Raw genomic sequence first — 25804 nt, forward strand, 5'->3', positions numbered from 1 at the left:
CAGAGGAGCGTAAGCGAGTGTGGCGCAGGACACAACAGTCCTGGATCGATCAGGCGAATTTGGCCAATGCGTCCGCCACGATGGCGTCCAGGCGCGCGTGGTGCGCGCCCTTCCAGTAGGTCTGGCCGCAGTCGACGCACTCGGCGAAGGTGTCGTAGCTCTGGCCGGTGTTGTCGGGCAGGCGGTCGCGGACCGTGGCCGGGTCGGCGGGGCGGAGCGCGCCGTTGCAGGAGGTGCACCGGGTCCATGGGGCCAGCCGCGGGGCGAAGCGGGACAGGATGTCGTCCAGCTGCTCGGCGGGGTGATGGCTGTAAACGTAGGCGCCGGAATAGATTTCGCGGCGGCGCAGCAGGCCGCGGTCACGGGAGAGCAGGACCCGCTGCTCGGCGGCGGACCGGGAGGCCAGCGCGGCGTCGCCGATATCCGGATTCTCGTAGGCCGCATCGATTCCCAGCAGGCGCAGGCGGCGCGCCAGGGTGCCCAGGTGGATGTCGAGCAGGAAGCGCAGCGGCTCGGCGCACACCTGTGGGCGGGCCACGGCCGATACGGTGATCTTCTCACCGCCGCGCGGAATGTGGCCGGTGGCAACGGATTCGCCGTCCACCAGGACCGTCCCCACCTCGGTGAGCGGCACGCCCAGCGACTCCACCACGTGCCCCAGCGTCGAGGTGCCGTCCACCCGGACCGGCGTGCGGTCCCGTTGACCGACGAACACGCGCAGCTCCGGCGCGAACTCGACGGTGATTTCCCCTGCGTTCACCAGCCCAGGATCCCAGAAATCGGGTACCCGCGAGCAACTCGTTTTCCGCCCGGGCCGTGGCAGCGGTCGGCGGCCGAATGTGAAGTGGAGGCGAATTTCACCGGTGCAGTGGCCTGAAGCACAGGGGAAGGGTGTGAGAACAGTCCGTTAACCAATTGTTTGCGATCAGGCTGGTTGCGAAGTTGGTCGGTTGATGATTTTCTTGGGTTCGCAGGTCATCTACCCATCGGGTGAAAATCCTCGGCAGCGTCGCCAATCACAATTCGGACCTGCCTGCCCAAGTCGCCGCTCTCGGCGCGCTTGTCCTGATGAAGGTGAAAGGAAATCGGGCCATGTCTGCATTCCGATCCGCTCGTGCGGCCGCAGTCCTGCTGGCGGGAATCGCCGCTCCCCTGCTCGTGCCCGTCCTGGCTACCGCCGCACCGGCGGGCGGTGACACCCCCGCTGGTGTGAGCCCCGCCCCCGAACAATCGATATTGCCGCAGCTCGGAACCGGTAGCGCCGCCGTGGGCACCGGGTCCGCCACCGCCGCCGGACTCGCCGGGGCGCTCGGCACCGGCAGTGCCGCGGCCGGCAGCCTGGCCGGGCTGGTGCCCGGACCCGGGTCGGTGCTCGGTCTGCTCGGCACCGGCAGCGGCGCGGTCAGCGGGTCCGCCCAGGCGGGTGGCACCGCGGCTCAGGCCCTGGGTTCGGGCAGCGCCGCAGCGGGCGCCGGATCCGCCGCGAAATAGTGCTCGACAGCACAGTGGGCGGGGGGATTCCGATGTGCCGCATCACCGTCGAGCGGTATATCACTATTCAATAGCTTCCAATTCGCCGGATAGCTCATAAACGGGTTCGATCGCGCTGGTTTGGCGCACCGTGAATTCTCTACGGAAATCGAACGGCCGCACCGGCACCGGCGAAGTCTCGATGAGGGAGACGGTCATGGATTACACCCACCTATCCGAATTCGCGGTGCGCCCGGGCGCGCTCACCCTGTGGCGGGCCGAACTGGCCCCCGGCGCGGCGTGGACCGCCGACGTCCGGCCCCTGACCAGCGTGCACGTCCACCACTGCCGGGCGACGGACGCCGCGGACCCGCGGCCGGGCCGGGGTCGCTGGATCGGAACCATCTTCGAAATGGACGCCCCGTTCCACGCCGCGCACTGGCGCGAGACCGCGCGCCGCTGGCACGCCCGCCACGAGGGCCTGCGCACCACCCTGGCCCGTCACGACGTCCCCGAACCCGAGCGGCTGGTCTGCGCGGCCGCCGACGTCGACGTCACCGCCGAGCCGATCCCCGGCATCACCGGCTCGGGCGCGATCAACGAATACCTCACCGCCACACTGGAATCGAGACTCTCGCCGCTCCAGTGGCCGCACTGCCTGCTCGCCACCGTGGAGCACGCCGACACCGGCGACTTCACCGTCCTGGTGGCCGCCGACCACTCCGTCCTGGACGCCTACTCGCAGGCCATCGTCATCCTCGAACTCCGCGCCCTGTACGCCGAGGTCACCCGCGGTGAGCCGCCCCGCGAATCGCCGACCTTCGGCAGCGCCGCGGACTTCGCCCAATGGGAACGCGACACCGCCGCCGCCCTCACCCCCGATTGCGAAGCGGTCCGCTACTGGCAGCGCTTCCTCGACGGCTCCGGCGGCATGCTGCCTCGCTTCGAACCGGCGATTACCGCCCAGGGCCGGGCGAGTGCGATCGCCATCGGGGGGACGGGGACGGTCGTCGGCGGGCTCGCGGCGCTCCCTCAGACATCCGTGTCGCGAAAGCTGTTGTCGCTCAGTGAACTCGAACACGTCGAGCGCGCGGTGACCGAGCGCGGCCACCGCCTGTCGGTGGCGGTCTTCACCGCGCTCGCCATCGCCTACCGCCGCGCGTTCGGCTACATCTCGCTGCGCGCCGTCATGCCGATCGCCACCCGGCCCGACCTGCGCTTTCTCGAATCCATGGGCTGGTTCGTGAACGTCGTCCCCCTCGACCTCACCCTCGCCCCCGACCTGGACCTCGACAGCGCCCTGGAGTCCACCCGCACGGTCCTGCGCCGCTCCCGCACCGCCAACGACGCCACCTGGACCCGCGTCCTGGAACTCCTGAACTGCGCCGACCAACCCCGCTTCGGCATCTCGTTCCTCGACATCCGGGCCCTCCCCGACCACGAGCTCGTCGAATCCCTGCGCGGCCACACCCTCCGCGCCGAGTCCTACTCGCCCGACGAGGTCTTCTTCTGGATCGTCCGAGCCACCGACGGCCTCCGCCTCTCCACCCGCTTCCCGGCCACCTTCCCGGAGGTCGAGATGGACCGCTTCCTCGCCGAATTCACCCGCGCCATGCGCGAATTCGCCGGTACCGGTGACCGAACGGCCACCGCACGAGCGCCTTTCGCGCTCCCGCCGGCCGTGCACGACCGCGCGTCCGCCCCCGCATCCTTGCGGGTCCCGGCTCCGGCGCAGGTGTGACGCATGCGCGCGCCTGGCGACATTTCGAGCAACCGGACGAGGAGGGCGTCATGAGGATTCTGCTCGCCTTCGCCGGTAGTCGGGGCGATGCCCAGCCCGGCGTGCTGCTCGGCCGGGAACTGCTGGGCCGCGGTCATGACGTGACCATGGCGGTATCGCCGAATCTGGTCGAATTCGCCGAGCGCCACGGTGTTCCGGCCGTGCCGTTCGGTCTCGACAGCGACGTACTGCTGCGCACCCAGCGGGATGATCGGCGCTTCCGGCACCCGAACCCGGTCCAGCGCGTGCGCGCCGTGCTGGATCTGCAACGTCGCGGATTCGTCGAGGCCGCGGCGGATCTGCTCGCCGTCGCGGGTGGGCACGACTTGCTGGTGACCGGCATGGCGGGTGAGGAGGCTGCCGCCGAAGTCGCCCGCCACCAGGGTGTTCCGCTCGCGGCCGTGCATTTCTTTCCGATCATTCCCAACGGCAGCGTCCCGGTGGTGCCGTCGGGGTGGGGTAAGCGGATGCCGCCCACCGCCAACCGTGCGGGCTGGCGGGCCCTGACCGCGGCTCGTGCTCGCGCGCTGGCTCCCTGTGCCGGGGCGTTCCGCGAGTCGGCGCTCGCGGCGCGGCGGCCCGGGCTCGGCGCACCGGCGTATACGGCGATTCAGGCCTACGACGCCGCGCTGTTCCCAGGGCTCGCGGACGAACTGTGTGGCGTGCCGTTCACCGGGTTCCCCGTTCCTGCCGACAACGGTGCCGCACAGCATGGTCCGCAGTGGCCCGCGCCGGGAACGAGCGCGGTCGAGGAACGAAGCACCGGCCTGGGAGCCGAGCTGTTCGAGTGGCTGATCGCGGGTCCCGCCCCGGTATACGCGGGTTTCGGGTCCATGCCGGTGGCCGAACCGGTGGCGTTGGAGTCGCTGGTCCGGGAGGTCGGACGGCGGCTCGGACGGCGGATATTGCTGGTGGGACCCATGTTCCGGGGCCGGATCGGTGACCAGCTGGCAGTGGTGGATCAGGTCGACCACCGGGCGGTGTTGCCGCTGTGCGACGCCGCTGTCCACCACGGGGGAGCGGGGACCACGGCAGCCGTGCTGCGGGCCGGGGTGCCGTCGGTGATCTGTTCGGTGCAGGCGGATCAGCCGTACTGGGGCAGGCAGCTGGAGGCGCTCGGGCTGGGCGCGACCGCGCCGTTCGCGGGACTGACCGCGAATCGACTGGAGCGGTTGCTGATTCGCGCGACCACGCCGGAGGTTCGCCTGCGGGCCGCCGCCTACGGTGCGCGGTTCCGGGACGACGGCGTGCAGCGGGCGGCGGATGTCGTCGAATCGCTGTCGCCGGAGAGGCCACGGCCAGTGCTCGATACAGGGGAACCATCGGCTTCGACCATGATCGGAGGTGCGCGATGAGCGGTGAGATCGCCATCGAGACACGGGGACTCGGAAAGAGCTTCGGATCCATGACCGCGGTGGACGCCGTCGACCTGAAGGTCCGGGCGGGCACGGTGTTCGCGCTGCTCGGGCCCAATGGCGCGGGGAAGACGACCACCGTGCGGATGCTGGCCACCCTGCTGCGGCCGTCACGCGGCACCGCAACGGTTTTCGGGCACGATGTCGTGTCGCAGGCCACCGCGGTGCGGTCGATGATCGGCCTCACCGGCCAGTACGCGGCCGTGGACGAGAACCTGACCGCGTGGGAGAACCTGCGCCTGTTCGGGCGGCTGCTCGGCCTCGGCCGGCGCGGAGCGCAGGACCGGGCCGCGGAACTCCTCGACGAGTTCGAGCTGACCGCCGCCGCCAACCGCCGGGTGGGATCGTTCTCGGGCGGCATGCGGCGCCGACTGGATCTGGCGGCGACGCTGATCACGGTGCCGCCCTTGATCTTCCTGGACGAGCCCACCACCGGCCTGGACCCGCACACTCGCGAGCGCATGTGGTCGGTGGTTCGCGGCCTGGTCGGCCGCGGCGCGACCATCCTGCTCACCACGCAATACCTCGAGGAGGCGGACGCCCTCGCGGACCGGATCGCCGTCATCGACCACGGCACCGTGGTCGCCGAGGGCACGGCGGGGGAGTTGAAGTCCTCCATCGGCGAGGAGATGCTGCGCCTCGACCTGGCCGATCCCGCCCAGCGCCCACTCGCCGACGCGGTCGCCGAAAGACTCACCGGCACAACGCCTCTGCACGGCGACAACCCCGCCACCGTGACGGTGCCGCTCACCGATATCGGCGCCGCCGCCGACATCGTCGCCGCCTGCCGCGACACCGGGATCCGCCTGCGCGGCTTCGGGGTCGAACGCCCCGACCTGAATTCGGTGTTCCTGGCGCTCACCCGGCGCCCGGCCCGCACCACGCCTCCGGCCGAAAGGCGGACCGCATGACCGTCCTGTCCGACACCCCGGTGCTACTGCACCCCACCGCCCGCATCGCCCGGCAGCCGCGCCTCACCCGGGTCGGCCTGCGCGCGGGTCTGGCGCAGTCGCTGTTCATGGCCCAGCGCGGCCTGCTGACCTTCCGGCACAGCCCGCAGCTGCTCTACGACGCCGTGCTGCTGCCGATCGTGGGCCCGCTGCTGTTCGGCAGCGTCTTCGGCAAGGCCATCGCGGGCAGCCTGGACGCGTACCTGCCCACGCTGATTCCCGGTGTGCTGGTGCAGATCGTGCTCACCTCCTCGGTCGCCATGGGCGTCCAGCTCTCCGAGGACATCCGCTCCGGCGTCTTCGACCGCTTCGTCTCCATGCCGATCGCCCGCTTCGCGCCGGTGGCCGGCGGCCTGCTGGCGGGGGCGACCCGCTACGTGATCGCCGCGCTCATGGTGCTGCTGGTCGGCTTCGGCATGGGCTACCGGCCGGACCACCCGCTGGGCCTGGTGGCTGGCGCGGCCCTGGTGGTGTTCGCGACCACCGCCATGAGCTGGCTGTTCGCCTTCATCGGCGTGACCGTGGCCAAACCCGCCGCCGTGCAGGGCATGTCGATGCTGGTGCTCACCTTCGCCAGCTTCGCCTCCAATGCCCTGGTCCCGGAGGCGGCCATGCCCACCTGGCTGCGCCATGTCTCCGACTACAACCCCGTCTCGCATCTGGTGGCGGCGGTGCGCACCCTGGCCGAGTCCGGTTCGGTCGGCTCCGACTTCGCCTGGTCGGTGGGTTCCGCGCTCGTCGTCGCGATCGTGTTCGCGCCCTTGACCGTTCGCACCCTGCGTGCCCAGTGATCCGGAGACCGTCATGCCCGCAGTCCTGAACCGGCTCACCGCCGACGACGACCTGTTCCTGAAACTGCACGACCTGTACGGCAACGCGTTGGTCAACCAGCTGGCCTGGCGCTTCGACGAACCGCTGGATCCCGGTGCGCTGGAAGGCCTGCACGCGCACCTCGCCCACGGCTTCCTGGCGCGGCGGGTGATGACCACGTCGGTGCCCTTCGCCCGGCCGTGGTGGGTTTCGGCCACGACGGCGGAACCGCTCGCCGTGCGACAACAGCCGGTACCCGAAACAGGTGTCCTGGATTGGCTTTTCGAACAGAGTCAGGTGGAGTTCGACCCGGTGGCGGGCCGGGTGTGGCGACTGTCGGCCGCGCCCACCACCTCCGGGGGCACCCTGCTGTCCCTGGTCACCTCGCACGTGGGCGCGGACGGCGGCGCGGTGCTCTACGCGCTGGGTGACGCGCTGCGCCGCCTGGACGCCGGGGACACACCGGATATCGCCACGAGTTCGGGTCGTCTGGTGGGTTCGATCCCCACCGGTGGCCTGTTCCGCGCGCACCTGGCCGACGCCGTCGGCCAGGTGCGCGCCGCCGCCCGCGGTATCCGCGCGGCGATCAAAGCCCGCGACGTCCGCGAGCCCGACCGCAACCCGCGCCCCGCCGAACCGCGGCTGCCGCTCCCGGAACGCCACTCCGCCGCCGACCTCGTCGTGGAAGTCGATGCGGCCGAATGGAATGCCGTCGCCGCCGCCCACGACGGCACCGACAACGGCCTCATGGTCGGCGTCGCCGTCGGCCTGCTCGGCCGCAGCGGCCGCATCGAGGACGGCGCAGCGGTCCGCGTCGACATTCCGCAGTCCCTGCGCGGCCTCGACGATCCCCGCGGCAATGCCACCACCGGCCTGCCCATCGCCGTCTCCTACCGCAAGGGCGAGCGCACCGACCTGCGTCAGGTCCGGACCGCCGTCAAACAGGCGGCCCGCGCCTACTCCGATCCGGCCACCACCCCCGCGCTGCAACACCTCCAGCCGGTCCAGATGATGCTGCCGAAGTTCGTCCTGGGCTTCTTCTCCCGCACGGCCAAGGCCCCGGAATGCCTGTGCACGAATCTCGGCGAGACCGGTCAGGGCGTGGCGACCATCGCGGGGGTGCGCGCCCGCTCGGTGCTCATGCGCCCGGTTGTCTGCACCGCCGACACCGATCTGTTCCGTCGCGTGGAGGTCGGCCTGAACCTGTCCTGGTCGAGCGACGGCGACACCGTAACCCTCGCGATCACGGGTGCGGATCCGGATCGCTTCCCGACCCGGGAAGCCCTTCGCGACCTGGTCGGAGACGAATTCGAGGTATGGGGACTGCGTCCTCGCTGCTGGAACTGAACCCTACTGGTCGGTACCTGTTGACGCGGCGCCAATGTACGCGTAACCATGGATTACAGATACTTAGGTCCATTTCCGAAAGAGGCTCTGACAATGACGTCAGCACACGCGACGGACGACCCCACGGTCGCGCTTGCCCGGCAGTACGCCGACAAGCTCATGCTGCTCTCGCAGGGGTCCGTCGACAAGAATTTCGATCCCTTCACCGATATCGATTGGGACCACCCCGATTTCGAGGTCAAGGCCGACGACAAGCGCTGGATCCTGCCCGTCTCCGGTGACATGTTCGCCCGGCATCCCTGGTATCAGGCCCAGTCCGAGGCGCGCAAGATCGCCATCGGCCTGTGGCGGCAGGCCAATATCGCCAAGGTCGGCCTGCAGTTCGAGACCCTGCTCATCGGCGGCATGGTGCAGCACACCTTCAAGCTGCCCAATGGCTCGCCGGAGTTCCGGTACTGCACCCACGAGGTCATCGAGGAGTGCAACCACACCCTGATGTTCCAGGAGATGGTGAACCGCATCGGGATCGACGTGCCCGGCATGAGCACGATCCTCAAGCAGCTCACCTACCTGGTGCCGCCGCTGGCCTCGGTCTTCCCGAACCTGTTCTTCATGGCGGTGCTGTCGGGCGAGGAGCCGATCGACCACATCCAGAAGGCGATCCTGCGCGCCGGTGAGGACATCCACCCGATCATGCGTGGCGTCATGGCGATTCACATCGCCGAGGAGGCCCGCCACATCTCCTTCGCGCACGAGTTCCTGGAACACCATGTGCCGCAGGCGAACCCGTTCGACAAGTTCGTGCTGTCGCTGGCCTTCCCGATCGTCATGTGGATCGGCGGACGGGCGATCCTGGTGCCGCCGCGCGCCTTCTTCGAGGAGTTCGGCATCCCGCGCGAGGTTCGCAAGGAGGTGTTCTTCGGCTCCGCCGACTCTAAGGAGGCGTTCGCGGGCTTCTTCGGTGACGTGCGGTCGCTGGCCAAGAAGATCGGGCTGATGAACCCGGTGTCCAAGCGGGTCTGGAACGCCCTCGGCATCGGCGGTCCGAGCACCCGCTACCGGTCGGAGCCGGATCGGCCGGGCCAGGTCCGCGCAGCCTAGCCCGACCGGTTGTAGACGTTACCGGAAATAACATGTAATACTCGGTACGCCCGGACGCCGGTGTCCGGGCGCGACCAGAAGCGAGTTCCCCATGACGCGGCATGTCGACGTACTGATCATCGGCGCGGGCCTGTCCGGTATCGGCATGGCCTGCCACCTGACCAGGGAGAAGACCGGGCGCAGCTACTTGATCCTGGAGCGCCGGACCGCCATCGGCGGCACCTGGGACCTGTTCAAGTACCCCGGTATCCGATCCGACTCGGACATGTACACCTTCGGCTACGGCTTCCGGCCCTGGCACGGCACCAAGGTGCTCGCCGACGGACCGCACATCCGCCAGTACATCGAGGACACCGCCGCCGAATACGGCGTCACCGACCACATTCGCTTCGGTCGCAAGGTCACCAAGGCGTCCTGGTCCAGCGACGACAGCATCTGGACCGTCGAGGTGCTCGACGAGCGCACCGGCGAGACCGAGACCTACACCAGCGACTTCTTCATCGGCTGCACCGGCTACTACGACTACGACACCGGCTACCGGCCCACGTTCCCCGGCGAGGAGAGCTTCGGCGGCCGGATCGTGCACCCGCAGCACTGGCCCGCGGATCTCGACTACAAGGGCAAGAAGGTGGTCGTGATCGGCAGTGGCGCCACCGCCATCACCCTGATCCCGGCCATGAGCAAGGACGCCGCGCACGTCACCATGCTGCAGCGTTCGCCCACCTACATCGCCGCGCTGCCCGCCGACGACCCGGTCGCGGTCGGCTTCAAGCTGGCCAAGATCCCCGCGGCCATCGCCTACAAGGCGGGCCGGGCGCGCAATATCGGACTGCAGCGGGCCAGCTACCAGCTCTCGCGCACCAACCCGAAGCTGTCGGCCAAGCTGATGCTGGCCGCGGTGCGCGCGCAGGTCGGTCCCAAGATCGACATGAAGCACTTCACCCCCAGCTACAACCCGTGGGACCAGCGCCTGTGCGTGGTGCCCAACGGCGACCTGTTCAAGGTGCTGAAGCGGGGCGAGGCGTCGATCGCCACCGGCACCATCGAGACCTTCACCGAGAAGGGCATCCGCCTGTCCTCGGGCGAGGAGCTCGAGGCCGACATCGTGGTCAGCGCGACGGGTCTCACCGTGCAGATGCTCGGCGGCGCGGCGCTCGAGGTGGACGGGCAGACCCTGGCCACCCGGGATCTGGTGGCCTACAAGGGCGCGCTGCTCGGCACCGTCCCGAACATGATGGTGATCCTCGGCTACACCAACGCCTCCTGGACCCTCAAGGCCGACCTGGCCGCGGAGTACTTCTGCCGCCTGCTGAACCACATGCGCGACAACGGTTTCAGCGAAGTGGTCGCGGTGCCCGAGGAGGGCGACCGGTCCGAGGCGTCGCTCATGGGCGGCGCGCTGACCTCCGGCTACATCCAGCGCGGTGACGGCGTCATGCCGCGTCAGGGCACCCGGGGGCCGTGGCTGGTGATCAACAACTACTTCCGCGACCGCGCCATGCTGCGCAAGGCTCCGCTGGAGGACGGTGTGCTGCGGTTCCGCCGCGGCGCCCGCAAGGCGGCTCCGGTCGCGGCCGAAACCCGTTCGGCCTGATCGGATTCCGGATCTCGAACCCGGCCGTGCAGGGTGCGGCCGGGTTCGTCATTTTCCGGGACCGGGTGGGTGGCCCTAGACCGGCTGGAAGCCGCTGCCCACGCCCTTGCCGGCGTCGACCGCGGCGCGCACGGTGTCGAACGCGACGGCGATGACGGGGGAGTGCAGCGGATTGTTGGCGTCGGTGCAGCTGAATCGGAGATTGCGGGTGTCGCTGATCAGCGGCGCGGAGATCATGCCGACCAGCCTGTCGCCGCTGGTGACCGGCGCGCCCGAATCGCCGTAACTGGAGCAGGCCTGCTCCAGCAGCCCCACCGGGCTCGACGTCCACACCACGCCGCAGGCGTGCCCGCTGGTCCGGCCGTTCTGGCACACCACGCTCCAGGCGGGCGGCGTCGGCGCGAACCCGGCGATGGTGGTGCCGTCGAACGAGCGCAGCGGGGTGACCGCGGCCGGATCGAATTCGATGACCGCGTAGTCGAGTTGCGCGTCCGCGGCGCGGACCACCCCGACCACCCCGGCGTCGGGGAACTGCTCGCCCTGCACCGGCGTGCCGGCCTCGGCACAGTGCCCGGCGGTGAAGCCGACCAGTCGCCCGGCGGCGTCGTAGCCGATGGTGGTCAGACTGCACTTGGCGGTGTGGCCGCCCTTGCCCAGCACCAGACCCGAACCGCCGCCCAGCGCGGCCTGCGTGTCACCCGGCGCGGCCTGTGCGGCCGGGACGGTCGGCAGCCCGCAGGCCACGGCCACCGCGGCCGGTGCGATCCAGCGCTTCACCTGCATTGACCGACCCACCTATCAACGATTCGACTAGACGCGTATTGCTCCACGGTAGCCCGCGGGTTCAGCGCAGCCAGATCGGGCGCTGTGCGGCGAAGGGATCGGACTGGACGTGCGGCGAATTCGACCAGATCATGGTTTCGCGCCGGTCGAGAGTGTAGCGGGGCCAGTCGGCGCCCGGGTCGGCGTTGCTGATGAACGCGACCCACGCCCGGTGGATCGCGTCGGCCAGCGCCTGTGGCGGATGCTCGCCGGTCACCGTGGTCACGCCCTGGGCCTGCAGCAGGTCGAAGACGAACGGGACGTCGAGGCAGTGGAAGGACATGCCCTGGAACTGGGAGGCGTTCGAGGTCCAGGTGAATTCGTAGAGCCAGGTCGGCTGCCCGTGGCCGGCCCGCATCTCGGCCACCCGGTAGGACGGCATCCGGATCACGGCATCGCTCTGGGCCTGTCCCGCAAGCTGATTCGCCGACAGCCCCGGGTAGGCGAGGTGCCAGTCGGCGGCATGGGAGGCGTCGAAACCGAGCGCGCCCAGCGCGGCGGGCAGCGTGGTGTCGGTGACCGGCGGTCGTTCGCCGGTCAGCGGCGCGGCATTGAACTCGTGGGCGGTGAAGCCCAGCATGAGTGGAACATCTTGGTCCGCACCGGATTTCAGCACCTCGGCGCTGGTGGCTGGGATGAGCGTGCCGTCGGCCCACGGGGCCAGGCCGAGCAGGGTGGCGGCGCTGCTGTCGGGTCCGGGCATGCGCAGCTTGTCCTCGAGGTCCTGCAACCCGGACTTGCTCAGGTCCCGCAGCGCCGCGGCGGTGGCGGGCAGGCCGGTGCGCTTGGTGAACAGGGCCGACATGGCCAGCGCGGTGGCGCGATCATTGGGCTGGGTGACCGCGCCGGACTCCGAAATACCCGCGCGGAAAAGGCCTTTCGCGGACGGGGTGTTCATGAGCGCCCACACCGCGCCGCCGCCGGCCGACTGGCCCGCGATCGTCACCTTCGCCGGATCCCCGCCGAACGCGGCGATATTGTCGCGCACCCAGGCCAGCGCGGCGATCCAATCCAGCACGCCGCGATTGTCGGGGGCATCGTCGAGATGCAGGAAGCCTTCGATGCCCAGGCGGTACCCGACCGACACCAGCACCACGCCGTCGCGATTGAACGCCGCGCCGTCGTACCAGGGGCTGGCCGGGCTGCCCGCCACGAACCCGCCGCCGTGAATCCACACCAGCACAGGCAGTTTCGCGTCCGGATCCGGCTTCGGGGTGAACACGTTCACCGTGAGGATGTCATCTCCGGGAATCGACGGCTCCGGAATCGCGGTCACCTCGGACAACTGCTTGACCTGAGCGGTCGGACCGTACCTGGTGCAGTCCCGGGTCTCGGCCCACGCGGCGGCGGGCACCGGCGCGGCGAACCGCAGCGCGCCCACCGGCGGCTGCGCGAACGGGATGCCGAGGAAGGCGGCGCCGGTCTCCCGCCGCACCCCGCGCACCGCTCCCGCCGCGGTGGTCACGACCACCGTCTCCGTCGACTTCTCGGACTCCGACGTCCCGCGCGCGCACGCCGCCGTGAAGGCCAGCGCCCCCGCTCCGAGCAGCAGAGTTCGTCGTCCGATCCGTTCCACGCCCATGCCAACCTCTGATCCCGAATTAACGTCAACACTTGAAATAATTATCTGACACCATAATCTCGATCCCGTGGATCCCACACCGCCCACCCGACGGCCCGCTACCCCCGGCGGCCCGACCGTGTCGCCCCCGACCGACGCGGCCGCCATTCGCCGTCGCAACCTGGGGCTGGTGTTGCGTCACCTCGCCGACCACGGCCCCTGCCCGCGCACCGAGGTGGCCGCCGCCACCGGACTGGCGCACGGATCGGTCACCGCCCTCGTCGCCGATCTCGCCGACCGCGGCCTCGTCGCCGAGGACGACGCCCAGCGTTCCGGCACCCGCGGCCGCCCCGGCCGCCCGCTGCGACTGGAAGCCGGTCGCGCCGCCGTGGCCGCCGTCCAGGTCACCTCCGAGCAGCTCCGCGTGGCCGTCTGCGACCTCGCCGGAAGCATCATCCGGCGCGACACCGTCGCGCACGACCTGGCCCCCGGCGCACCCGACGCCATGGCCGCCGCCATCGCGTCCATCATCGCCCGCGCCGCCGCCACGCTCCCCGACTCGGCCCCTGTCCCCGTCCTCGCCCGCGCGGTGATCGCCATGGCCGGCCCGGTCCTCGACGACCCCGGCCAAACCGTGGTGGTGGCACCGAATTTCGGCTGGCTCGAATCGGTCCCCCTGCGCGACTTGATCGCCGCCCACCTCCCGCCCCCCGCCGTGGCGGTCGACGTGATCAACGACGCCAATGCCGCCGCCCTCGCCGAATTCCACGCCCGCCCTCACGATTCCCGCGGCCTGGTCCTCATCGAGGCCGGCACCGGCATCGGCGGCGGCGTTGTCCTCGACGGCCGCATCCACACCGGCAGCCACGGCATCGCCGGCGAGCCAGGCCACGTCCCGGTAGCCATGAACGGCCCCGACTGTGTCTGCGGCGCCCGCGGCTGCCTGGTCACGTTCGCGGGCCCCGAAGCCGTTCTCGAGTCCGCCGGCCTCACCGCTCTACTCCACGGCCAGGGTCTGCAAGCCGCCCAATCCGAACTCGTGTCGATGCTGAGACAGTCCGAACCCCAAGCACTCTCGGCAATGGACGTCGCCGCCGCTGCCATCAGCACGGCGATTCTCTCGATCACCGCCCTCCTCGATACCGACGAAGTCGTCCTCGGCGGCCTGCTGGCGGACTGGTTCCCTTGGATCGCGCCGACCATCGAGAATCATCTCCGTGGCCGCCGGGCCCTGGCTCCCACGCTCGGACTTCGGATCGCACCGGCGGTGCTCGGCGACGATGCCATCCTCGTCGGTGCCCTCGGCTTCGCCCGCCGCGCGGTCCTGGCCGACCCCGCCGTGGTCCCGCCGCTGCCGATCCTGCGTGTCGCTGAAGATTCGCGGTGAACTGACGGCGGGTGGTGGTTCGATGACGGAATGGACCTGCGCCAGGATCTGAGCGGTACTGTCGACGGACTCATGCCGGAGTTGAAAATACTGCTCGGGCAGCTGGTCGAGATCCCGTCCATCGCGTTCCCGGACTATCCGAAGGAGAATGTCCAGCGGGCGCACGATCTGGTCGCCGAGGAGTTGCGGAAGTCCGGGGTGGGGGAGATTCGGGTGTTGGATCTGCCCGACACCTCGCCGGTGGTCTACGGGCGGATTCCGGCTCCGGAGGGGGCGCCGACCGTGCTGTTGTACGGGCATTACGACGTGCAGCCCTCGGGGGATGAAAGTCTTTGGCACACACCGCCGTTCACGCCTACCGAGAAGGACGGGGCGATCTACGGGCGGGGTGCGGCGGACTGCAAGGCCAATGTGGTGGCGCATATCGGGGCGTTGCGGGCGTTCGGAGGTAGGCCGCCGGTGGGGGTGACGGTGGTGATCGAGGGGCAGGAGGAGTACGGGTCGGTCTTCGACGACTATCCGGCCGAGCATCCGGAGTTGTTCGCAGCCGACGCGTTGTTGATCTGCGATGCGGGCAATATTCGCGCGGGGCAGCCGACATTGGTGACCGCTCTGCGTGGGGTCGCGGATGTGTTCGTGGAGGTGCGCACGCTGGCCGCGCCGGTGCACTCGGGGCAGTTCGGCGGTGCGGCGCCGGATGCGCTGCTCTCGTTGATCGCCGCGTTGGCCACCCTGCACGACGCGGATGGCAATGTCGCGGTGCCGGGGCTGCGTCGCGATAACTGGTCGGGCGCGAACTACACCGACGCCGAATTCGCTCGGGTGACGGGGATGCAGCCGGGGATGCCGTTGCTCGGGACCGGTCCGATCGGCGAGCGGATCTGGTACGGCCCCGCGATCACCGTGATCGGGTTGGACGCCCCGCCGACGAAAACCGCTGCGTCCGCGGTGGTTCCATACGCCAAGGCGTACCTGAACGTGCGCGTGCACCCCGAACAGGACCCGGCCGAGGGGCAGCGGGCCGTCATCGAGCATCTGAGGAAGGCCAAGCCGTTCGGCGTCGAACTGGAGGTGACCGGCGGCGATATCGGCACCGGATTCGCCGCGCGCACCGACGGTCCCGCGTACGCGGCCATGGGGGAGGCCATGACCAAGGCGTGGGGTGTCGATGCCGTCGATTCGGCCATGGGCGGTTCCATTCCGCTGACCAATTCCATGGCCGCCGCCAATCCCGGTTCCGAGGTGCTCATGCTCGGTGTCGAGGATTCCGAATGCAATATGCACGGCTTCAACGAGCGGGTGCTGCTGAGCGAGTTGCGGAATGTGGCGCTGGCCGAGGCCGAGTTCTTCCAGCTCTTCGCGGACCGGATGCGCGAATGAGCGAGACCGCGACGATCGAGGACACTCCGAAGCCCGTGCGGCACAAGAAGAAGCGCGGGTTCCCCTCCACGTACACGATCCTGGCCGGGGTCACCCTCGCGGTGTGGCTCGCGGCCTTCGTGATTCCGCCGGGCGCCTACGACCTGGACGCGCAGGGCCGTCCGATCGCGGGCTCCTATCACCGCATCGCGGAGGCCAAGGAGTTCTCGGCGTGTATCCGGGACCTGTTCCTGGCTCCGGTGAACGGCCTCTACGGCATTCAGGACTCGAAGACCTCGCAGGTCGCCCCGGATCTGAGCGGCTCGCTCTACGGTGCGGCCGCGGTGTTCCTGTTCGTGCTGGCGGTGGGCGCGTTCATCACCGTCGCCTTCGCCACCGGCGCACTGGACAGCGGGATCGGACGCTTGGCGTTCAAGCTGCGCAACCGGTCGATCCTGCTGATCGTCGGCATCATGGTGGTGTTCGCGATCGCCGGCACGGTCGAGGGATTCGCCGAGGAGACCCTGGGCTTCTACGCCCTGCTGGTTCCGTTGACCCTGGCCCTGGGCTACGACCGCATGACCGCGGTCGGCGCGATCATCTCGGGCGCGGGCATCGGCGTGCTGTGTTCGACGGTGAACCCGTTCGCCACCGGCACCGCGTCCTCGGCGGCGGGCATCGCCATCGGTGACGGCATCGTGCTGCGCCTGGCCATGCTGGTGGTGCTGACGACGGTCACCGTCGCCTACGTGATCTGGTACGCGCGCCGCGTCAAGGCGGATCCGAGCAAGTCGTGGTCCGGCTGGCAGCCCGGCGACAGCGAGGTGAAAGCCGATGAGCACGAACCGGATCCGATGACCCGCCGTCAGGTGGCGGTGCTGTGGCTGGTCGGCGTCACCTTCGCGTTCATGATCTTCTCGATCATCCCGTGGGGCACCGTCATCAAGGGCCCGGACGCGAAACCCTACAGCTGGGAACTGGGTTGGTACTTCCCGGAACTGACCGCCCTGTTCCTGCTCGGCGCGATCGTGGTGGGCCTGGTGGGCGGCCTGGGCGAGGCCAAGATGTCGGAGAACATCGGCAAGGGCTTCAGCGATTTCGTGGGCGCGGGCTTCGTCATCGTGCTGGCCCGCGGCGTCACGGTGATCATGAACAACACCCAGATCACCAGCACGGTGCTGCACGCGCTGGAGGGCGTGGTGTCGGGCACCTCGTCGGCGGCGTTCGCGGTGGCGGTGTTCCTGGTGAACGTGCCGCTGGCGTTCCTGATCCCGTCCACCTCCGGGCACGCCACGCTGGCCATGCCGATCATGGCCCCGCTGGCCGACTTCGCGCACGTGCCGCGGTCGCTGGTGGTGACGGCCTGGCAGTCGGCGTCGGGCTGGGCGAATCTGGTGACGCCCACGACCGCGGTGGTCACCGGCGGTATCGCGCTGGCCAAGGTGCGCTACGACCGCTACGTGAAGTTCATCGTTCCGCTGATGGGCATCCTGTTCGTGCTGATCTGCGTGTTCCTGGCGATCGCGGCCTGGCTCGGCTAGCCGACGTCGGGCTCGACGCCGGTGAACTGAGTCCAGCACTGCCGCAGGTAGAACTCCATGTCGATGGTCGGGTCGATGAGCCATCGCGCCTGCAGGCCGTCGGTGAGAGCCATGAACGACGTCGCCATCACGTCGGGGTCGACGGTGGACGGGACCTCCCCGGCGCGCTGCAGCCCGCGGATCAGTTCGGCGAAGGCGGCGGTGCCGAGTTCGTAGTGCACCCGCATGTATTCGTGGGCGGGATGATTGGGGTCGGCGGCCGCGGCCTGCATGTGGGTGAAGAGTTCGATGAGTCCGGGGACCTGGGTGTTGTGGCGGATGAGCCGGATCAGGGCCTCGGGCGTGGCCTCGTTCAGATGGGCGGCGGCGTCGACCTGATCCCGTTTGAGCAGCACCGCGACGAACAGTTCCTCCTTGGAACCGAAGTAGTGCAGCAGCCCGCTCTGGCTCAGCCCGACGGCCTCGGCCAGTTCGGCCACCGAGGTCGCGAGGAAGCCGCGTTCCGCGATGGTCTTCAGGGCGGCTTCGAGGATCTGCTCCCGCCGTTCGATGCCCTTTCCGTAGGGTCCGCGTTTCGCCATCGCTCGAGTCTAAGGGGATTGTGAGAGATCCTTGTTCGTCAAAACCGAGCAGTGTACGGTTTTCGTCATGCGATTCCGCCGCCCCACCCTCGCCCTGCTGGTCATGGCCGCCTCCGCTGGAATGACCGTGACCGCCGCGCCCGCGTTCGCCCGGCCCGAGCCGCCCGCGCGGATCGCGCCGCTGGGCCCGGATTTCCTGTGGGGCGTCGCCAATTCCGGGTTCCAGTCCGAAGGCCACGCGCCGGACAGCAACTGGTCGCGCTACGCCGCCTCCGGGCGGACCGAGGACACCTACCGCGACTCGATCGACTTCTACGACCACTACGAGTCCGATATCGAGCTGGCGCGGCAGCTCGGCGTGAAGGTGTACCGGATCAGCGTCGAATGGGCGCGGGTGCAGCCCCAGCCGGGGGTGTGGGACGAGAACGGACTTCGCTTCTACGACAAGGTGATCGGCGCCATCCGGGCTGCCGGAATGCGGCCCATGCTCACCCTCGACCACTGGGTGTACCCCGGCTGGGAGGCCGATCGCGGCGGCTGGAGCAACCCGGACATCGTGTCGGACTGGCTCGCCAACGCCCGCACCGTGGTGGATCGCTACGCCACCGCCGACCCGCTGTGGGTGACGTTCAACGAACCGACCATGTACATGCTCAACGAACTCCGGATGGGCAATGTGTCCGCGGCCGCCATGCCGGTCATGCAGGATCGAATCGCGCAGGCGCACAACGCCGTCTACGACTACATCCACCGGGTACAGCCGGGCGCGATGGTCACCAGCAATGTCGCCTACCTGCCGAGCGTCGAAGACGCGGTGGACGGGCCGCTGATGAGCCGGATCGCGGCCAAGCTCGACTACATCGGGATCGACTACTACTACGGCATGTCCCCGGACGCCCTGTACTCACCCGACATCGCCTCGATGTGGAAGAACCCGCTCCAGCCCGAGGGCATCTACTACGCGCTGGACCACTACGCGCGCACCTTCCCCGGCAAGCCGCTCTACATCGTCGAGAACGGCATGCCCACCGAGAACGGCGCGCCCCGCGCCGACGGCTACGCCCGCGCCGACGACCTGCGCGACACCATCTACTGGGTCCAGCGCGCCAAGGCCGACGGCATGAACGTGATCGGCTACAACTACTGGAGCCTCGCCGACAACTACGAGTGGGGTTCCTACACGCCGCGATTCGGCCTCTACACGGTCGATGTCGAGACCGATGCGACGCTCACCCGCCGTCCCACCGACGCGGTTCCGGCGTACACCGCGATCACCGGCGCGGGCGGCGTTCCCGCCGACTACCGCCCGACCCGCGAACCCGAGACCTGCTCGCTGCTGGACGCGCCGTCGAGCTGCACCGACCCGGTCGTGTTGCCGCGCTGACCCGCTCGTCGTGCGTCAGCGCAGCGCGGGAATCACCTCGCGCTCGAACAACTCCGCACCCGAGGTGTCATAGGCGGTCTCGGGGAAGTAGTGGATGGAATACCCCAGCCCCAGATCCTTGACCTGCGAGAGCCGTTCGACGATCTGCTCGGGCGTGCCGACGGCGGGGGAGTTGCGGAACAGATCCTTCACGTGCTGGGCCGCGCCCTCCGCGCCGACGAACGGGGTGAGCCGGGACTCCAGCTGCGTCAGCCGCTCCTCGACCTCGGCCTCTGTCGCGCCGACCAGCGTATTGAAGTTGGAGCTGCGGGTGATGGCGTCGAAATCCGTTCCGACCGCGGCACAGTGGCCGCGCAGCAGCTCCGACTTCTGCGCGAAGGTCTCCGGGTCGCCCGCGAAGTTGGTGTACTGCGCGTACTTCGCGGCGATCCGCAGCGTCACCTTCTCACCGCCGCCCGCGACCCAGATCGGAATCCCGCCCTCCTGCAGGGGCAGCGGCCGCACGATCGCGCCGTCCACCTGGTAGTGCTTGCCCTCGAGGGTCGCCGTACCCGTCGTCCAGGCCTGCTTGAAGATCTGCACGCCTTCGTCGAGCCGGCCCAATCGCTCACCGGCGGAGGGGAATCCGTACCCGTAGGCGCGCCATTCGTGCTCGTACCAGCCGCCGCCGATGCCCATCTCCACGCGTCCGCCGGAGATGAGGTCCACGGTGGCGGCGACCTTGGCCAGGTAGGCCGGGTCGCGGTAGCTGATGGCGGTGCACATCTGCCCCAGCCGGATTCGCGAGGTGCTCGCGGCCAGCGCCGACATCAGCGTCCACGCCTCGTGCGTGGCCTCCTCGGTGGGCACCGGGACGGTGTGGAAGTGGTCGTAGACCCACAGCGATTCCCAGGCGTCCCCGGAATCCGCGCGCGTGGCCAGGTCCCGCATCACTCCCCACTGCGCGGCCGGGTCGATGCCGACCAGGTCGAGCCGCCAGCCCTGCGGGATGAAGATGCCGAAGCGCACGAGATGTCTCCTCTGTTCGAATCCGGTCCGATCGAATCGATTCCGGCATCCACTGTTCCCGTCACCCCGCCCGGCGGCAACCGTTCTGTACAGCCCGCGCCGAACTACCGCGTGCCGCCCTCTGGTCCGGCGATATCGGCCGGGGCCAGCACTTTCCGCAGCGCGGACGCGACGGTCTCGAGCTCCTTCGCGTCCAGCTTCTCCCCGAAGCGCCGTTCGATGCCCGCGAGGTAGTGCGGCGCGGACGCCCGGAATCTCCGCCGGCCCTCGTCGGTGATGGCCACGAACGCCGACCGTCCGTCGTCGGGATTGGCTTCGCGCCGGACCAGCCCTTGCATCTCCATCTCGGTCACCAGCCGGCTCACCCGGGTGCGGCTGAGCACCACCCGCTCACCGAGATCGCTCATCCGGAGCCGGTGCGGCGCATCGAGTTCCAGCAGGACGTCGTACCAGCTCAGCGGTAGACCGGTGGCGTGGCGCAGTTCGGCGTCGAGCTCGGGCACGAGCAGGGCGTGGACCTGGAGCAGGGCGGCCCAGGCGTGCACGGCCGGATGGGATCGGGAGGACACCGCCCCATCTTAACCGGTTGCGTGCGCGCACACCTAAGTAGTAGCGTGCACACGCACATAAAATTCCGTGAAAGGAACTCCCATGACCGCACTCATCACCCGCGAGGAACTCGCTCAGGAGATCGCCGCCGGAACCGTCACCGTGCTCGACGCCCTCGGCGGCGTGTACTACGAGAAGGCGCATCTGCCCGGCGCGCTCGCGCTGATCGAGGCCGACGTGGAAACCGAAGCGCCGCGCCTGCTTCCGGACCGCGCCGCCGCCATCGTCACCTACTGCTCGAACGCGGCCTGCCCCAACAGTCAGAACGTGGCGACCAAGCTGGAACGGCTCGGCTACACCAATATCCGCAAGTACCGTGACGGCATCCAGGACTGGACCGACGCGGGCCTGCCCGTCGAAAGCTGATCGGCCCCCGGGGAATCCGCCGGGGCCTCAGTCTTTGACGGTGATCGACAGCCGGGGCCGGGTGGGGTTGTCGGGGGAGACCCGCTCCCAGACGGCGTCCAGCATCGGGGCCAGCAGCAGTTCGCCGAACTGGCGCAGCAGCACGGCGACGATCTGGTCCGACTCCGGCTTGTCGGTCGAGGCCAGACCCGCGGCGCGGAGTCCGGCGACCTCGCTGCGGGTCAGTTCGACCACCGCGTCCAGCAGGTGGATGCGGGTCTCGGAGGGTTCGAGCAGCGACCGGCGGATGTAATTCACCACGGCGGGGTTGGCGTGCAGCATGTTCCGCACCGCCTCGTCGCGGGCGGAGGCGACCTCGGCGTGGGTGCCGGTCGGCGGGATCGAGGCGACGGCCTGTGCGAAGTATTCGACGACCAGTTTGTCGACCGCGTCGCGCAGGCCGTCCTTGGTCTTGAAGTGGTGCTGAACCAGTCCGAGGGTGACGCCGGCCTCGGCCGCGACCGCGCGCAACGACACCCGGGAGTCGCCGTACTGGGCGAACAGGTCCATGGCGGCATTGCGGATCCGGGCCTTGGCGGTCAGGTCCTCATTGGTGGCTCGTGGGTTCAGCATCGCCCCTCAATTTAGCGGTTCCGGGCCGTGTGCCCGGCAATTGATGCGATTGACCGGTTCACGATACAACTGTATCGTTCGCGATATGGAGGAACCAACGCTGCGGCCTCTCGCCGGAGTCGAAGTCGTGTCCCTGGCCGTCAATCTGCCCGGCCCCCTGGCCGCCGCGCGGCTGGCCGAGCTGGGCGCGCAGGTGGTCAAGGTGGAGCCGCCGACCGGTGATCCGCTGGCCGCCGCCGCGCCGCAGTGGTACGAGCACCTGGTCGCGAGCCAGCAGGTCGTCACCCTCGACGTGAAGCAGGACGCCGACCGCGCCAAGCTCGACGAGCTGCTGGCCACCGCCGATCTGCTCATCACCTCCATGCGGCCCTCCGCCCTGGCCCGCCTCGGCCTGGCGCAGCCGCAGCAGCGCTTCCCCGAGCTCTCGCTCATCGAGATCGTCGGCCACGCCGACGAACCCGAGGTCCCGGGCCACGACCTGAATTACCAAGCCGTGCACGGCACCCTGACCCCGCCGCACATGCCGAAGGTCCCGATCGCCGACATGCTCGGCGCGGAGCGCGCGGTGTCCACCGCCCTGGCCGCCCTGGTACGCCGGGCGACGACCGGTGCGGGACAGCCGTATCGGGTCGCCCTGGAGGAAGCCGCGGCCCGCGCGGGCGACGCCGTGCGTTACCGCCTCATGGGCGACGACGCGGTACTGGGCGGCGCGTTCCCCGGCTACGGCATCTACGAATGCGCCGACGGCCACGTCGCGCTGGGCGCGGTGGAGCCGCACTTCTTCCTGGGCGCGCTGGCCACCTTCGGCGCCGACGGGACCCACGAGGCCTTCGAGAAGGCCTTCGCCGACAAGACCATCGCCGAGCTCGAAGCCATCGCCGCTCGGGAAGACCTGCCGCTCAACGGCATCCGACGCAACAACGGAGAGTGACACCGATGTCCGAACTGTTCCCCGACTATCGGCCCACCTGGGAGACCGATCAGCACCGCGAGCTGCGCAAGCACGCCGCGGAGTTCTTCCGCAAGGAGGCCGTGCCCAATCGCGAGCGCTGGACCGCCCAGCACATGGTCGACCGCGAGTTCTGGAACAAGGCCGGCGCCGCGGGCCTGCTCGGCCTGGACCTGCCGGAGGAATTCGGCGGCGCGGGCGGCGATTACGGCATGCAGGCCATCGTCCAGGAAGAGCTGGTCTACGCCCACGACAATGGCTTCGGCTTCTCCGTGCACTCGCCGATCGTGTCGCACTACGTCTACAACTACGGCAATGACGAGCAGCGCGCGAAGTGGCTGCCGGGCATCATCAGCGGCGACCTGGTGCTGGCCATCGCCATGACCGAGCCGGGCACCGGATCGGATCTGCAGTCGGTGCGCACCACCGCGATCCGCGAGGGCGACCACTACGTCATCAACGGCTCGAAGACGTTCATCTCCAACGCCACCCACTGCGACCTGCTGGTGATCGTCGCCAAGACCGACCCGTCCAAGGGCGCGGCGGGCGTCTCGCTCATCGTGGCCGAGACCGAGGATCTGCCGGGCTTCGAGCGCGGCCGGGTGCTGGAGAAGATGGGCCAGCACGCGCAGGACACCCGCGAGCTGTTCTTCTCCGATATGCGCGTCCCGGTGGCGAATCTGCTGGGCGCGCAGGAGGGTCTGGGCTTCTACCAGCTCATGGAGCAGCTGGCCCGGGAGCGGCTGATCATCGCCAGCCTGTGCTCGGCGCTGGCCGAGGCCGCGGTGCTGGAAGCGCTGCGTTACTCCAAGGAGCGCGAGGCGTTCGGCCGCCCGATCGGCAAGTTCCAGCACAACGCCTTCACCCTGGCCGAGGTCAAGACCGAGGCGCTGGCCATCAAGACGCTGGTGGACTACGCGATCCAGCAGTACATCGACGGCAAGAACGACCCGTCGACCGCGTCCATGGCCAAGCTGTTCGCCGCGGAGACCTGCGACAAGGTGGTCGATCGCTGCCTGCAGCTGTTCGGCGGCTACGGCTACATGATGGAGTACCCGATCGCGAACATGTACACGGGTTCTCGCGTGAACCGCATCTACGGCGGCACCAGCGAGATCATGAAGGAGATCATCTCCCGCTCGCTGTGAGGCGGGGCCCGGCGGCGGGCGGTTGGGGGCCGCCGCCGGGACATCCGAGTTCAGGCCGGCCGGGACCGGCTCACAGTGGCCAGGCACACCGCGCAGGCGGCGGCGAGGACGCCGAACATGGCGGGGTAGCCGACACCGAGGCCGTTGTGGCACACCGCCATCAGGGCCGGGACGCCGAAGCCGAGGTAGCTGACCGCGTAGAACACCGCGGTCAGCCCGGCCAGGTCGTCGGGGCGGGCCATGCGCTCGATCTCCAGCAGGCCCGTGACCAGGCCGCTGCCGAATCCCATGCCCAGGGCGATCGCGGTCAGCACGGTCAGCCACAGGGTGAGGGTGGCGGAAGCGGCTGCGGCGAGCAGCATTCCGAGGATGACCAGGCTCAGCGCCAGCAGCGGCAGCCGCAGGGAGCCGGGTCGATCGATCTTGCGCGCCACCGACTGGATACCGAAACCGCAGCCGAGGGTGATCACGGTGATCAAGGCGGAGAACGCGATCGGGGCGTCGTGCACCTTGGGCATCATGAGCGTCGGCATGATGGCGTACGCCGCCGCCGACGAGGTGAACAGCCACAGGCACACCGGCAGCGCGATGGTCCGGAAGCGGTGATGCGCACCGACGGGGACCTTCAGATCGTCGAGGAGTCGTCCCGGATTCACCTGCGGCACGATGGTTTCCGGCGCGCGGAACAGCAGCACAGCGGCCGCCGCGCACAGCGTCACATTGATCAGATAGGCGAGCGAGTCCGGCCACGGACCCCACTGCGCCAGCACGCCCGCCACGCCCGCGCCGACGCCGAAGCCGCCGGTGAGGCTCATGGCCGAGCGGCGCGCCCCGGTGCCGGAGGCGGTGCCGGCGGTGAACGGCGGCTGCGACAGCTCCTTGAGCCAGCTGCTGCCCACCGCCATGGCCAGGCCCAGCGCGATGCCGCACAGCACCCGGCCCGCGGAAAGCATGGGGACCGAATGGGATCCGAAGGCCAGCAGCGTCGAGCCGGTAGCCGCGATGAACGGCGCGGGCCGCATGAGCGGGCGGCGGCCGTAGCGGTCCGACAGCGGGCCGCCGATGAGCAGCGCGGGCACGATGCCCAGCACGTATTCGAACAGCAGCAGGTCGACGGTGGTGACCGGCAGCCCGTCGCGCTTGTACATGACCAGCAGCGGCGTGAATTCGTTGCCGCCCCACGCGATCGCGAAGATGGCCGTCGCGACGGCGAGCCACGCCTTGGGGTGCGTCCCAAGTCGGGTGGGGCGGGTTTCGAGGGTGGTCAGGGTCGCCATCACAGGCCCCTCGGGGTGACGCCGTGCACGTCGGTGAGGTGTTCGGCGAGGGCCTCGGCGAATCCGGCGCCGTCGGCGGCGTCGATCAGATCCGTGAGGCGGGTGTGCTGCTCGATGATGCGGTGCGGGTTGGTCTCGCCGCGTTGCAGCGCGACGCTGTTCATCCGGCGCTGCCGTTCGCGCAGCGAGTCGTAGAAGCCGATGAGCAGCGGGTTGTCCGCGGACACCACGTATTCGCGGTGGAAGTCGGCGTCGGCGATGGCGAATTCCTCGAGGTCGCCGGCGTCGGCGAGTTCGCGCTGGCGGTCCAGGGATTCGCGCAGCCGGGGGATGAGGCCCGCGCGGGCGATGCGGGTGAGCGCGTCCACCGCACCGGTTTCCACGATGTAGCGGGCGTGGATCACGTGGTCGGCTTCGTGCGAGGGGACGGGCACCACGAGGGCGCCGCGCTTGGGGTAGAGCCGCATCCAGCCCTCGGTCTCGAGCCGCAGGAAGGCCTCGCGGACGGGGGTGCGGGAGGTGCCCAGCTCGCCGGCCATCTCGTTCTCGCTGACCAGCTCCCCGCCGGGGAGGTCGCCACTGAGTATGCGTTCCTTGATTTCGCGGTAGGCCCGCTCGGCGGCGGAGAAAGTCTTGGACACGACTTGCATACTAGAGGTGTCGTGGGATGATTTGCCTGGATGTGGCGGGTTTCACGGACTGTGATGAAAGAGTTGCGCGGTAACCCTCTCAC

Annotated in this window: 25 protein-coding genes; 15 read left to right on the forward strand and 10 right to left on the reverse strand. The window is 69.3% G+C overall.

Features of this window, described 5'->3' with window-relative positions:
- Window positions 1-49: 49 nt before the first annotated feature.
- Window positions 50-760 (reverse strand): Mut7-C RNAse domain-containing protein, encoded by a 711-nt coding sequence (locus ACQP06_RS06755; protein ID WP_433671265.1) that lies wholly within the window; start codon window positions 758-760, stop codon window positions 50-52.
- 332 nt (window positions 761-1092) lie between these two features.
- On the opposite strand from ACQP06_RS06755, the gene ACQP06_RS06760 reads away from it, so the two are divergent.
- Window positions 1093-1491 carry a hypothetical protein gene (locus tag ACQP06_RS06760; RefSeq protein WP_433671267.1) on the forward strand — a complete coding sequence of 133 codons (399 nt, stop codon included), beginning with the start codon at window positions 1093-1095 and terminating at the stop codon, window positions 1489-1491.
- A 63-nt stretch (window positions 1492-1554) separates the two neighbouring features.
- On the opposite strand, the gene ACQP06_RS06765 is transcribed toward ACQP06_RS06760, so the two are convergent.
- Window positions 1555-1689 (reverse strand): hypothetical protein, encoded by a 135-nt coding sequence (locus ACQP06_RS06765; protein WP_433671269.1) that lies wholly within the window; start codon window positions 1687-1689, stop codon window positions 1555-1557.
- On the opposite strand from ACQP06_RS06765, the gene ACQP06_RS06770 reads away from it, so the two are divergent.
- The 7 genes from ACQP06_RS06770 to ACQP06_RS06800 all read left to right on the forward strand — a co-directional run bounded on the left by ACQP06_RS06770 (window position 1688) and on the right by ACQP06_RS06800 (window position 10467).
- Complete coding sequence (locus tag ACQP06_RS06770) at window positions 1688-3211, forward strand: condensation domain-containing protein (RefSeq protein ID WP_433671271.1); 1524 nt, start codon at window positions 1688-1690, stop codon at window positions 3209-3211. The two genes, ACQP06_RS06765 and ACQP06_RS06770, sit on opposite strands and share 2 nt — an antisense overlap.
- A gap of 50 nt (window positions 3212-3261) precedes the next feature.
- Complete coding sequence (locus tag ACQP06_RS06775) at window positions 3262-4605, forward strand: glycosyltransferase (RefSeq protein WP_433671272.1); 1344 nt, start codon at window positions 3262-3264, stop codon at window positions 4603-4605.
- Window positions 4602-5576 carry an ATP-binding cassette domain-containing protein gene (locus ACQP06_RS06780; protein WP_433671274.1) on the forward strand — a complete coding sequence of 325 codons (975 nt, stop codon included), beginning with the start codon at window positions 4602-4604 and terminating at the stop codon, window positions 5574-5576. The genes ACQP06_RS06775 and ACQP06_RS06780 overlap by 4 nt, the downstream gene beginning before the upstream one ends.
- Window positions 5573-6406 (forward strand): ABC transporter permease, encoded by an 834-nt coding sequence (locus ACQP06_RS06785; protein WP_433671276.1) that lies wholly within the window; start codon window positions 5573-5575, stop codon window positions 6404-6406. The genes ACQP06_RS06780 and ACQP06_RS06785 overlap by 4 nt, the downstream gene beginning before the upstream one ends.
- Window positions 6407-6419: 13 nt before the next feature.
- Window positions 6420-7772 carry a hypothetical protein gene (locus ACQP06_RS06790; RefSeq protein WP_433671278.1) on the forward strand — a complete coding sequence of 451 codons (1353 nt, stop codon included), beginning with the start codon at window positions 6420-6422 and terminating at the stop codon, window positions 7770-7772.
- A 93-nt stretch (window positions 7773-7865) separates the two neighbouring features.
- On the forward strand, window positions 7866-8873 hold the full coding sequence (locus ACQP06_RS06795; protein WP_433671279.1) for an AurF N-oxygenase family protein: 1008 nt from the start codon (window positions 7866-7868) through the stop codon (window positions 8871-8873).
- A gap of 91 nt (window positions 8874-8964) precedes the next feature.
- Entirely contained in the window at window positions 8965-10467 is a 1503-nt protein-coding gene (locus tag ACQP06_RS06800; protein WP_433671281.1) for a flavin-containing monooxygenase, read from the forward strand.
- A 75-nt stretch (window positions 10468-10542) separates the two neighbouring features.
- Here ACQP06_RS06800 and ACQP06_RS06805 read toward each other — a convergent pair whose 3' ends face one another.
- Together ACQP06_RS06805 and ACQP06_RS06810 are read right to left on the reverse strand one after the other, a co-directional pair.
- Window positions 10543-11250 (reverse strand): hypothetical protein, encoded by a 708-nt coding sequence (locus ACQP06_RS06805; RefSeq protein WP_433671283.1) that lies wholly within the window; start codon window positions 11248-11250, stop codon window positions 10543-10545.
- A gap of 61 nt (window positions 11251-11311) precedes the next feature.
- A complete protein-coding gene (locus ACQP06_RS06810) occupies window positions 11312-12871 on the reverse strand; it encodes a carboxylesterase/lipase family protein (RefSeq protein ID WP_433671285.1) in 1560 nt (519 codons plus the stop codon).
- Between the two features lie 67 nt (window positions 12872-12938).
- Here ACQP06_RS06810 and ACQP06_RS06815 point away from each other — a divergent pair, with 67 nt between their 5' ends.
- Genes ACQP06_RS06815 through ACQP06_RS06825 form a run of 3 tightly spaced genes read left to right on the forward strand, consistent with a single transcriptional unit; the run spans window position 12939 to window position 17137 of the window.
- The gene (locus tag ACQP06_RS06815; protein WP_433671287.1) at window positions 12939-14237 is read left to right on the forward strand and encodes an ROK family protein; all 1299 of its coding nucleotides are present in this window, start codon (window positions 12939-12941) and stop codon (window positions 14235-14237) included.
- Between the two features lie 30 nt (window positions 14238-14267).
- Complete coding sequence (locus tag ACQP06_RS06820) at window positions 14268-15617, forward strand: M20/M25/M40 family metallo-hydrolase (protein WP_433671289.1); 1350 nt, start codon at window positions 14268-14270, stop codon at window positions 15615-15617.
- Window positions 15614-17137 carry a YfcC family protein gene (locus ACQP06_RS06825; RefSeq protein ID WP_433671291.1) on the forward strand — a complete coding sequence of 508 codons (1524 nt, stop codon included), beginning with the start codon at window positions 15614-15616 and terminating at the stop codon, window positions 17135-17137. The genes ACQP06_RS06820 and ACQP06_RS06825 overlap by 4 nt, the downstream gene beginning before the upstream one ends.
- On the opposite strand, the gene ACQP06_RS06830 is transcribed toward ACQP06_RS06825, so the two are convergent.
- Window positions 17134-17718, reverse strand: coding sequence for a TetR/AcrR family transcriptional regulator (locus ACQP06_RS06830; protein WP_433671292.1), 585 nt, complete (start codon window positions 17716-17718; stop codon window positions 17134-17136). The genes ACQP06_RS06825 and ACQP06_RS06830 overlap by 4 nt on opposite strands.
- 67 nt (window positions 17719-17785) lie before the next feature.
- Here ACQP06_RS06830 and ACQP06_RS06835 point away from each other — a divergent pair, with 67 nt between their 5' ends.
- The gene (locus tag ACQP06_RS06835; protein ID WP_433671293.1) at window positions 17786-19102 is read left to right on the forward strand and encodes a family 1 glycosylhydrolase; all 1317 of its coding nucleotides are present in this window, start codon (window positions 17786-17788) and stop codon (window positions 19100-19102) included.
- Between the two features lie 15 nt (window positions 19103-19117).
- Here ACQP06_RS06835 and ACQP06_RS06840 read toward each other — a convergent pair whose 3' ends face one another.
- Both ACQP06_RS06840 and ACQP06_RS06845 read right to left on the reverse strand, forming a co-directional pair.
- Window positions 19118-20110: an LLM class F420-dependent oxidoreductase gene (locus tag ACQP06_RS06840; RefSeq protein ID WP_433671295.1), complete on the reverse strand. Its 993-nt coding sequence runs from the start codon at window positions 20108-20110 to the stop codon at window positions 19118-19120.
- A 104-nt stretch (window positions 20111-20214) separates the two neighbouring features.
- Window positions 20215-20679 (reverse strand): MarR family winged helix-turn-helix transcriptional regulator, encoded by a 465-nt coding sequence (locus ACQP06_RS06845; RefSeq protein WP_433671297.1) that lies wholly within the window; start codon window positions 20677-20679, stop codon window positions 20215-20217.
- Between the two features lie 82 nt (window positions 20680-20761).
- Between ACQP06_RS06845 and ACQP06_RS06850 the strand changes: the two genes are divergently transcribed.
- Window positions 20762-21085, forward strand: coding sequence for a rhodanese-like domain-containing protein (locus ACQP06_RS06850; RefSeq protein WP_433671298.1), 324 nt, complete (start codon window positions 20762-20764; stop codon window positions 21083-21085).
- Window positions 21086-21112: 27 nt separating this feature from the next.
- Here ACQP06_RS06850 and ACQP06_RS06855 read toward each other — a convergent pair whose 3' ends face one another.
- Window positions 21113-21697 carry a TetR/AcrR family transcriptional regulator gene (locus ACQP06_RS06855; protein ID WP_387307930.1) on the reverse strand — a complete coding sequence of 195 codons (585 nt, stop codon included), beginning with the start codon at window positions 21695-21697 and terminating at the stop codon, window positions 21113-21115.
- A 100-nt stretch (window positions 21698-21797) separates the two neighbouring features.
- On the opposite strand from ACQP06_RS06855, the gene ACQP06_RS06860 reads away from it, so the two are divergent.
- Entirely contained in the window at window positions 21798-22628 is an 831-nt protein-coding gene (locus tag ACQP06_RS06860; protein ID WP_433673255.1) for a CoA transferase, read from the forward strand.
- Window positions 22629-22633: 5 nt separating this feature from the next.
- Complete coding sequence (locus ACQP06_RS06865) at window positions 22634-23794, forward strand: acyl-CoA dehydrogenase family protein (protein WP_433671300.1); 1161 nt, start codon at window positions 22634-22636, stop codon at window positions 23792-23794.
- 50 nt (window positions 23795-23844) lie between these two features.
- Here the strand turns inward: ACQP06_RS06865 and ACQP06_RS06870 are convergent, their stop codons facing one another.
- Together ACQP06_RS06870 and ACQP06_RS06875 are read right to left on the reverse strand one after the other, a co-directional pair.
- Entirely contained in the window at window positions 23845-25071 is a 1227-nt protein-coding gene (locus tag ACQP06_RS06870; protein WP_433671302.1) for an MFS transporter, read from the reverse strand.
- Window positions 25071-25721 carry a GntR family transcriptional regulator gene (locus ACQP06_RS06875; protein ID WP_433671304.1) on the reverse strand — a complete coding sequence of 217 codons (651 nt, stop codon included), beginning with the start codon at window positions 25719-25721 and terminating at the stop codon, window positions 25071-25073. The genes ACQP06_RS06870 and ACQP06_RS06875 overlap by 1 nt, the downstream gene beginning before the upstream one ends.
- Window positions 25722-25804: the final 83 nt, after the last annotated feature.

The organism is Nocardia sp. CA-136227, from assembly GCF_050955695.1.
Lineage (GTDB): Bacteria > Actinomycetota > Actinomycetes > Mycobacteriales > Mycobacteriaceae > Nocardia.

Coding starts and splice junctions, on each gene's coding strand:
- ACQP06_RS06825 (WP_433671291.1), top strand. CDS start 15,614: ATGAGCGAGACCGCGACGATCGAGGACACTCCGAAGCCCGTGCGGCAC.
- ACQP06_RS06820 (WP_433671289.1), top strand. CDS start 14,268: ATGGACCTGCGCCAGGATCTGAGCGGTACTGTCGACGGACTCATGCCG.
- ACQP06_RS06805 (WP_433671283.1), bottom strand. CDS start 11,250: ATGCAGGTGAAGCGCTGGATCGCACCGGCCGCGGTGGCCGTGGCCTGC.
- ACQP06_RS06760 (WP_433671267.1), top strand. CDS start 1,093: ATGTCTGCATTCCGATCCGCTCGTGCGGCCGCAGTCCTGCTGGCGGGA.
- ACQP06_RS06770 (WP_433671271.1), top strand. CDS start 1,688: ATGGATTACACCCACCTATCCGAATTCGCGGTGCGCCCGGGCGCGCTC.
- ACQP06_RS06775 (WP_433671272.1), top strand. CDS start 3,262: ATGAGGATTCTGCTCGCCTTCGCCGGTAGTCGGGGCGATGCCCAGCCC.
- ACQP06_RS06835 (WP_433671293.1), top strand. CDS start 17,786: ATGCGATTCCGCCGCCCCACCCTCGCCCTGCTGGTCATGGCCGCCTCC.
- ACQP06_RS06850 (WP_433671298.1), top strand. CDS start 20,762: ATGACCGCACTCATCACCCGCGAGGAACTCGCTCAGGAGATCGCCGCC.
- ACQP06_RS06780 (WP_433671274.1), top strand. CDS start 4,602: ATGAGCGGTGAGATCGCCATCGAGACACGGGGACTCGGAAAGAGCTTC.
- ACQP06_RS06865 (WP_433671300.1), top strand. CDS start 22,634: ATGTCCGAACTGTTCCCCGACTATCGGCCCACCTGGGAGACCGATCAG.
- ACQP06_RS06810 (WP_433671285.1), bottom strand. CDS start 12,871: ATGGGCGTGGAACGGATCGGACGACGAACTCTGCTGCTCGGAGCGGGG.
- ACQP06_RS06785 (WP_433671276.1), top strand. CDS start 5,573: ATGACCGTCCTGTCCGACACCCCGGTGCTACTGCACCCCACCGCCCGC.
- ACQP06_RS06875 (WP_433671304.1), bottom strand. CDS start 25,721: ATGCAAGTCGTGTCCAAGACTTTCTCCGCCGCCGAGCGGGCCTACCGC.
- ACQP06_RS06790 (WP_433671278.1), top strand. CDS start 6,420: ATGCCCGCAGTCCTGAACCGGCTCACCGCCGACGACGACCTGTTCCTG.
- ACQP06_RS06870 (WP_433671302.1), bottom strand. CDS start 25,071: ATGGCGACCCTGACCACCCTCGAAACCCGCCCCACCCGACTTGGGACG.
- ACQP06_RS06830 (WP_433671292.1), bottom strand. CDS start 17,718: ATGGCGAAACGCGGACCCTACGGAAAGGGCATCGAACGGCGGGAGCAG.
- ACQP06_RS06765 (WP_433671269.1), bottom strand. CDS start 1,689: ATGACCGTCTCCCTCATCGAGACTTCGCCGGTGCCGGTGCGGCCGTTC.
- ACQP06_RS06855 (WP_387307930.1), bottom strand. CDS start 21,697: ATGCTGAACCCACGAGCCACCAATGAGGACCTGACCGCCAAGGCCCGG.
- ACQP06_RS06800 (WP_433671281.1), top strand. CDS start 8,965: ATGACGCGGCATGTCGACGTACTGATCATCGGCGCGGGCCTGTCCGGT.
- ACQP06_RS06795 (WP_433671279.1), top strand. CDS start 7,866: ATGACGTCAGCACACGCGACGGACGACCCCACGGTCGCGCTTGCCCGG.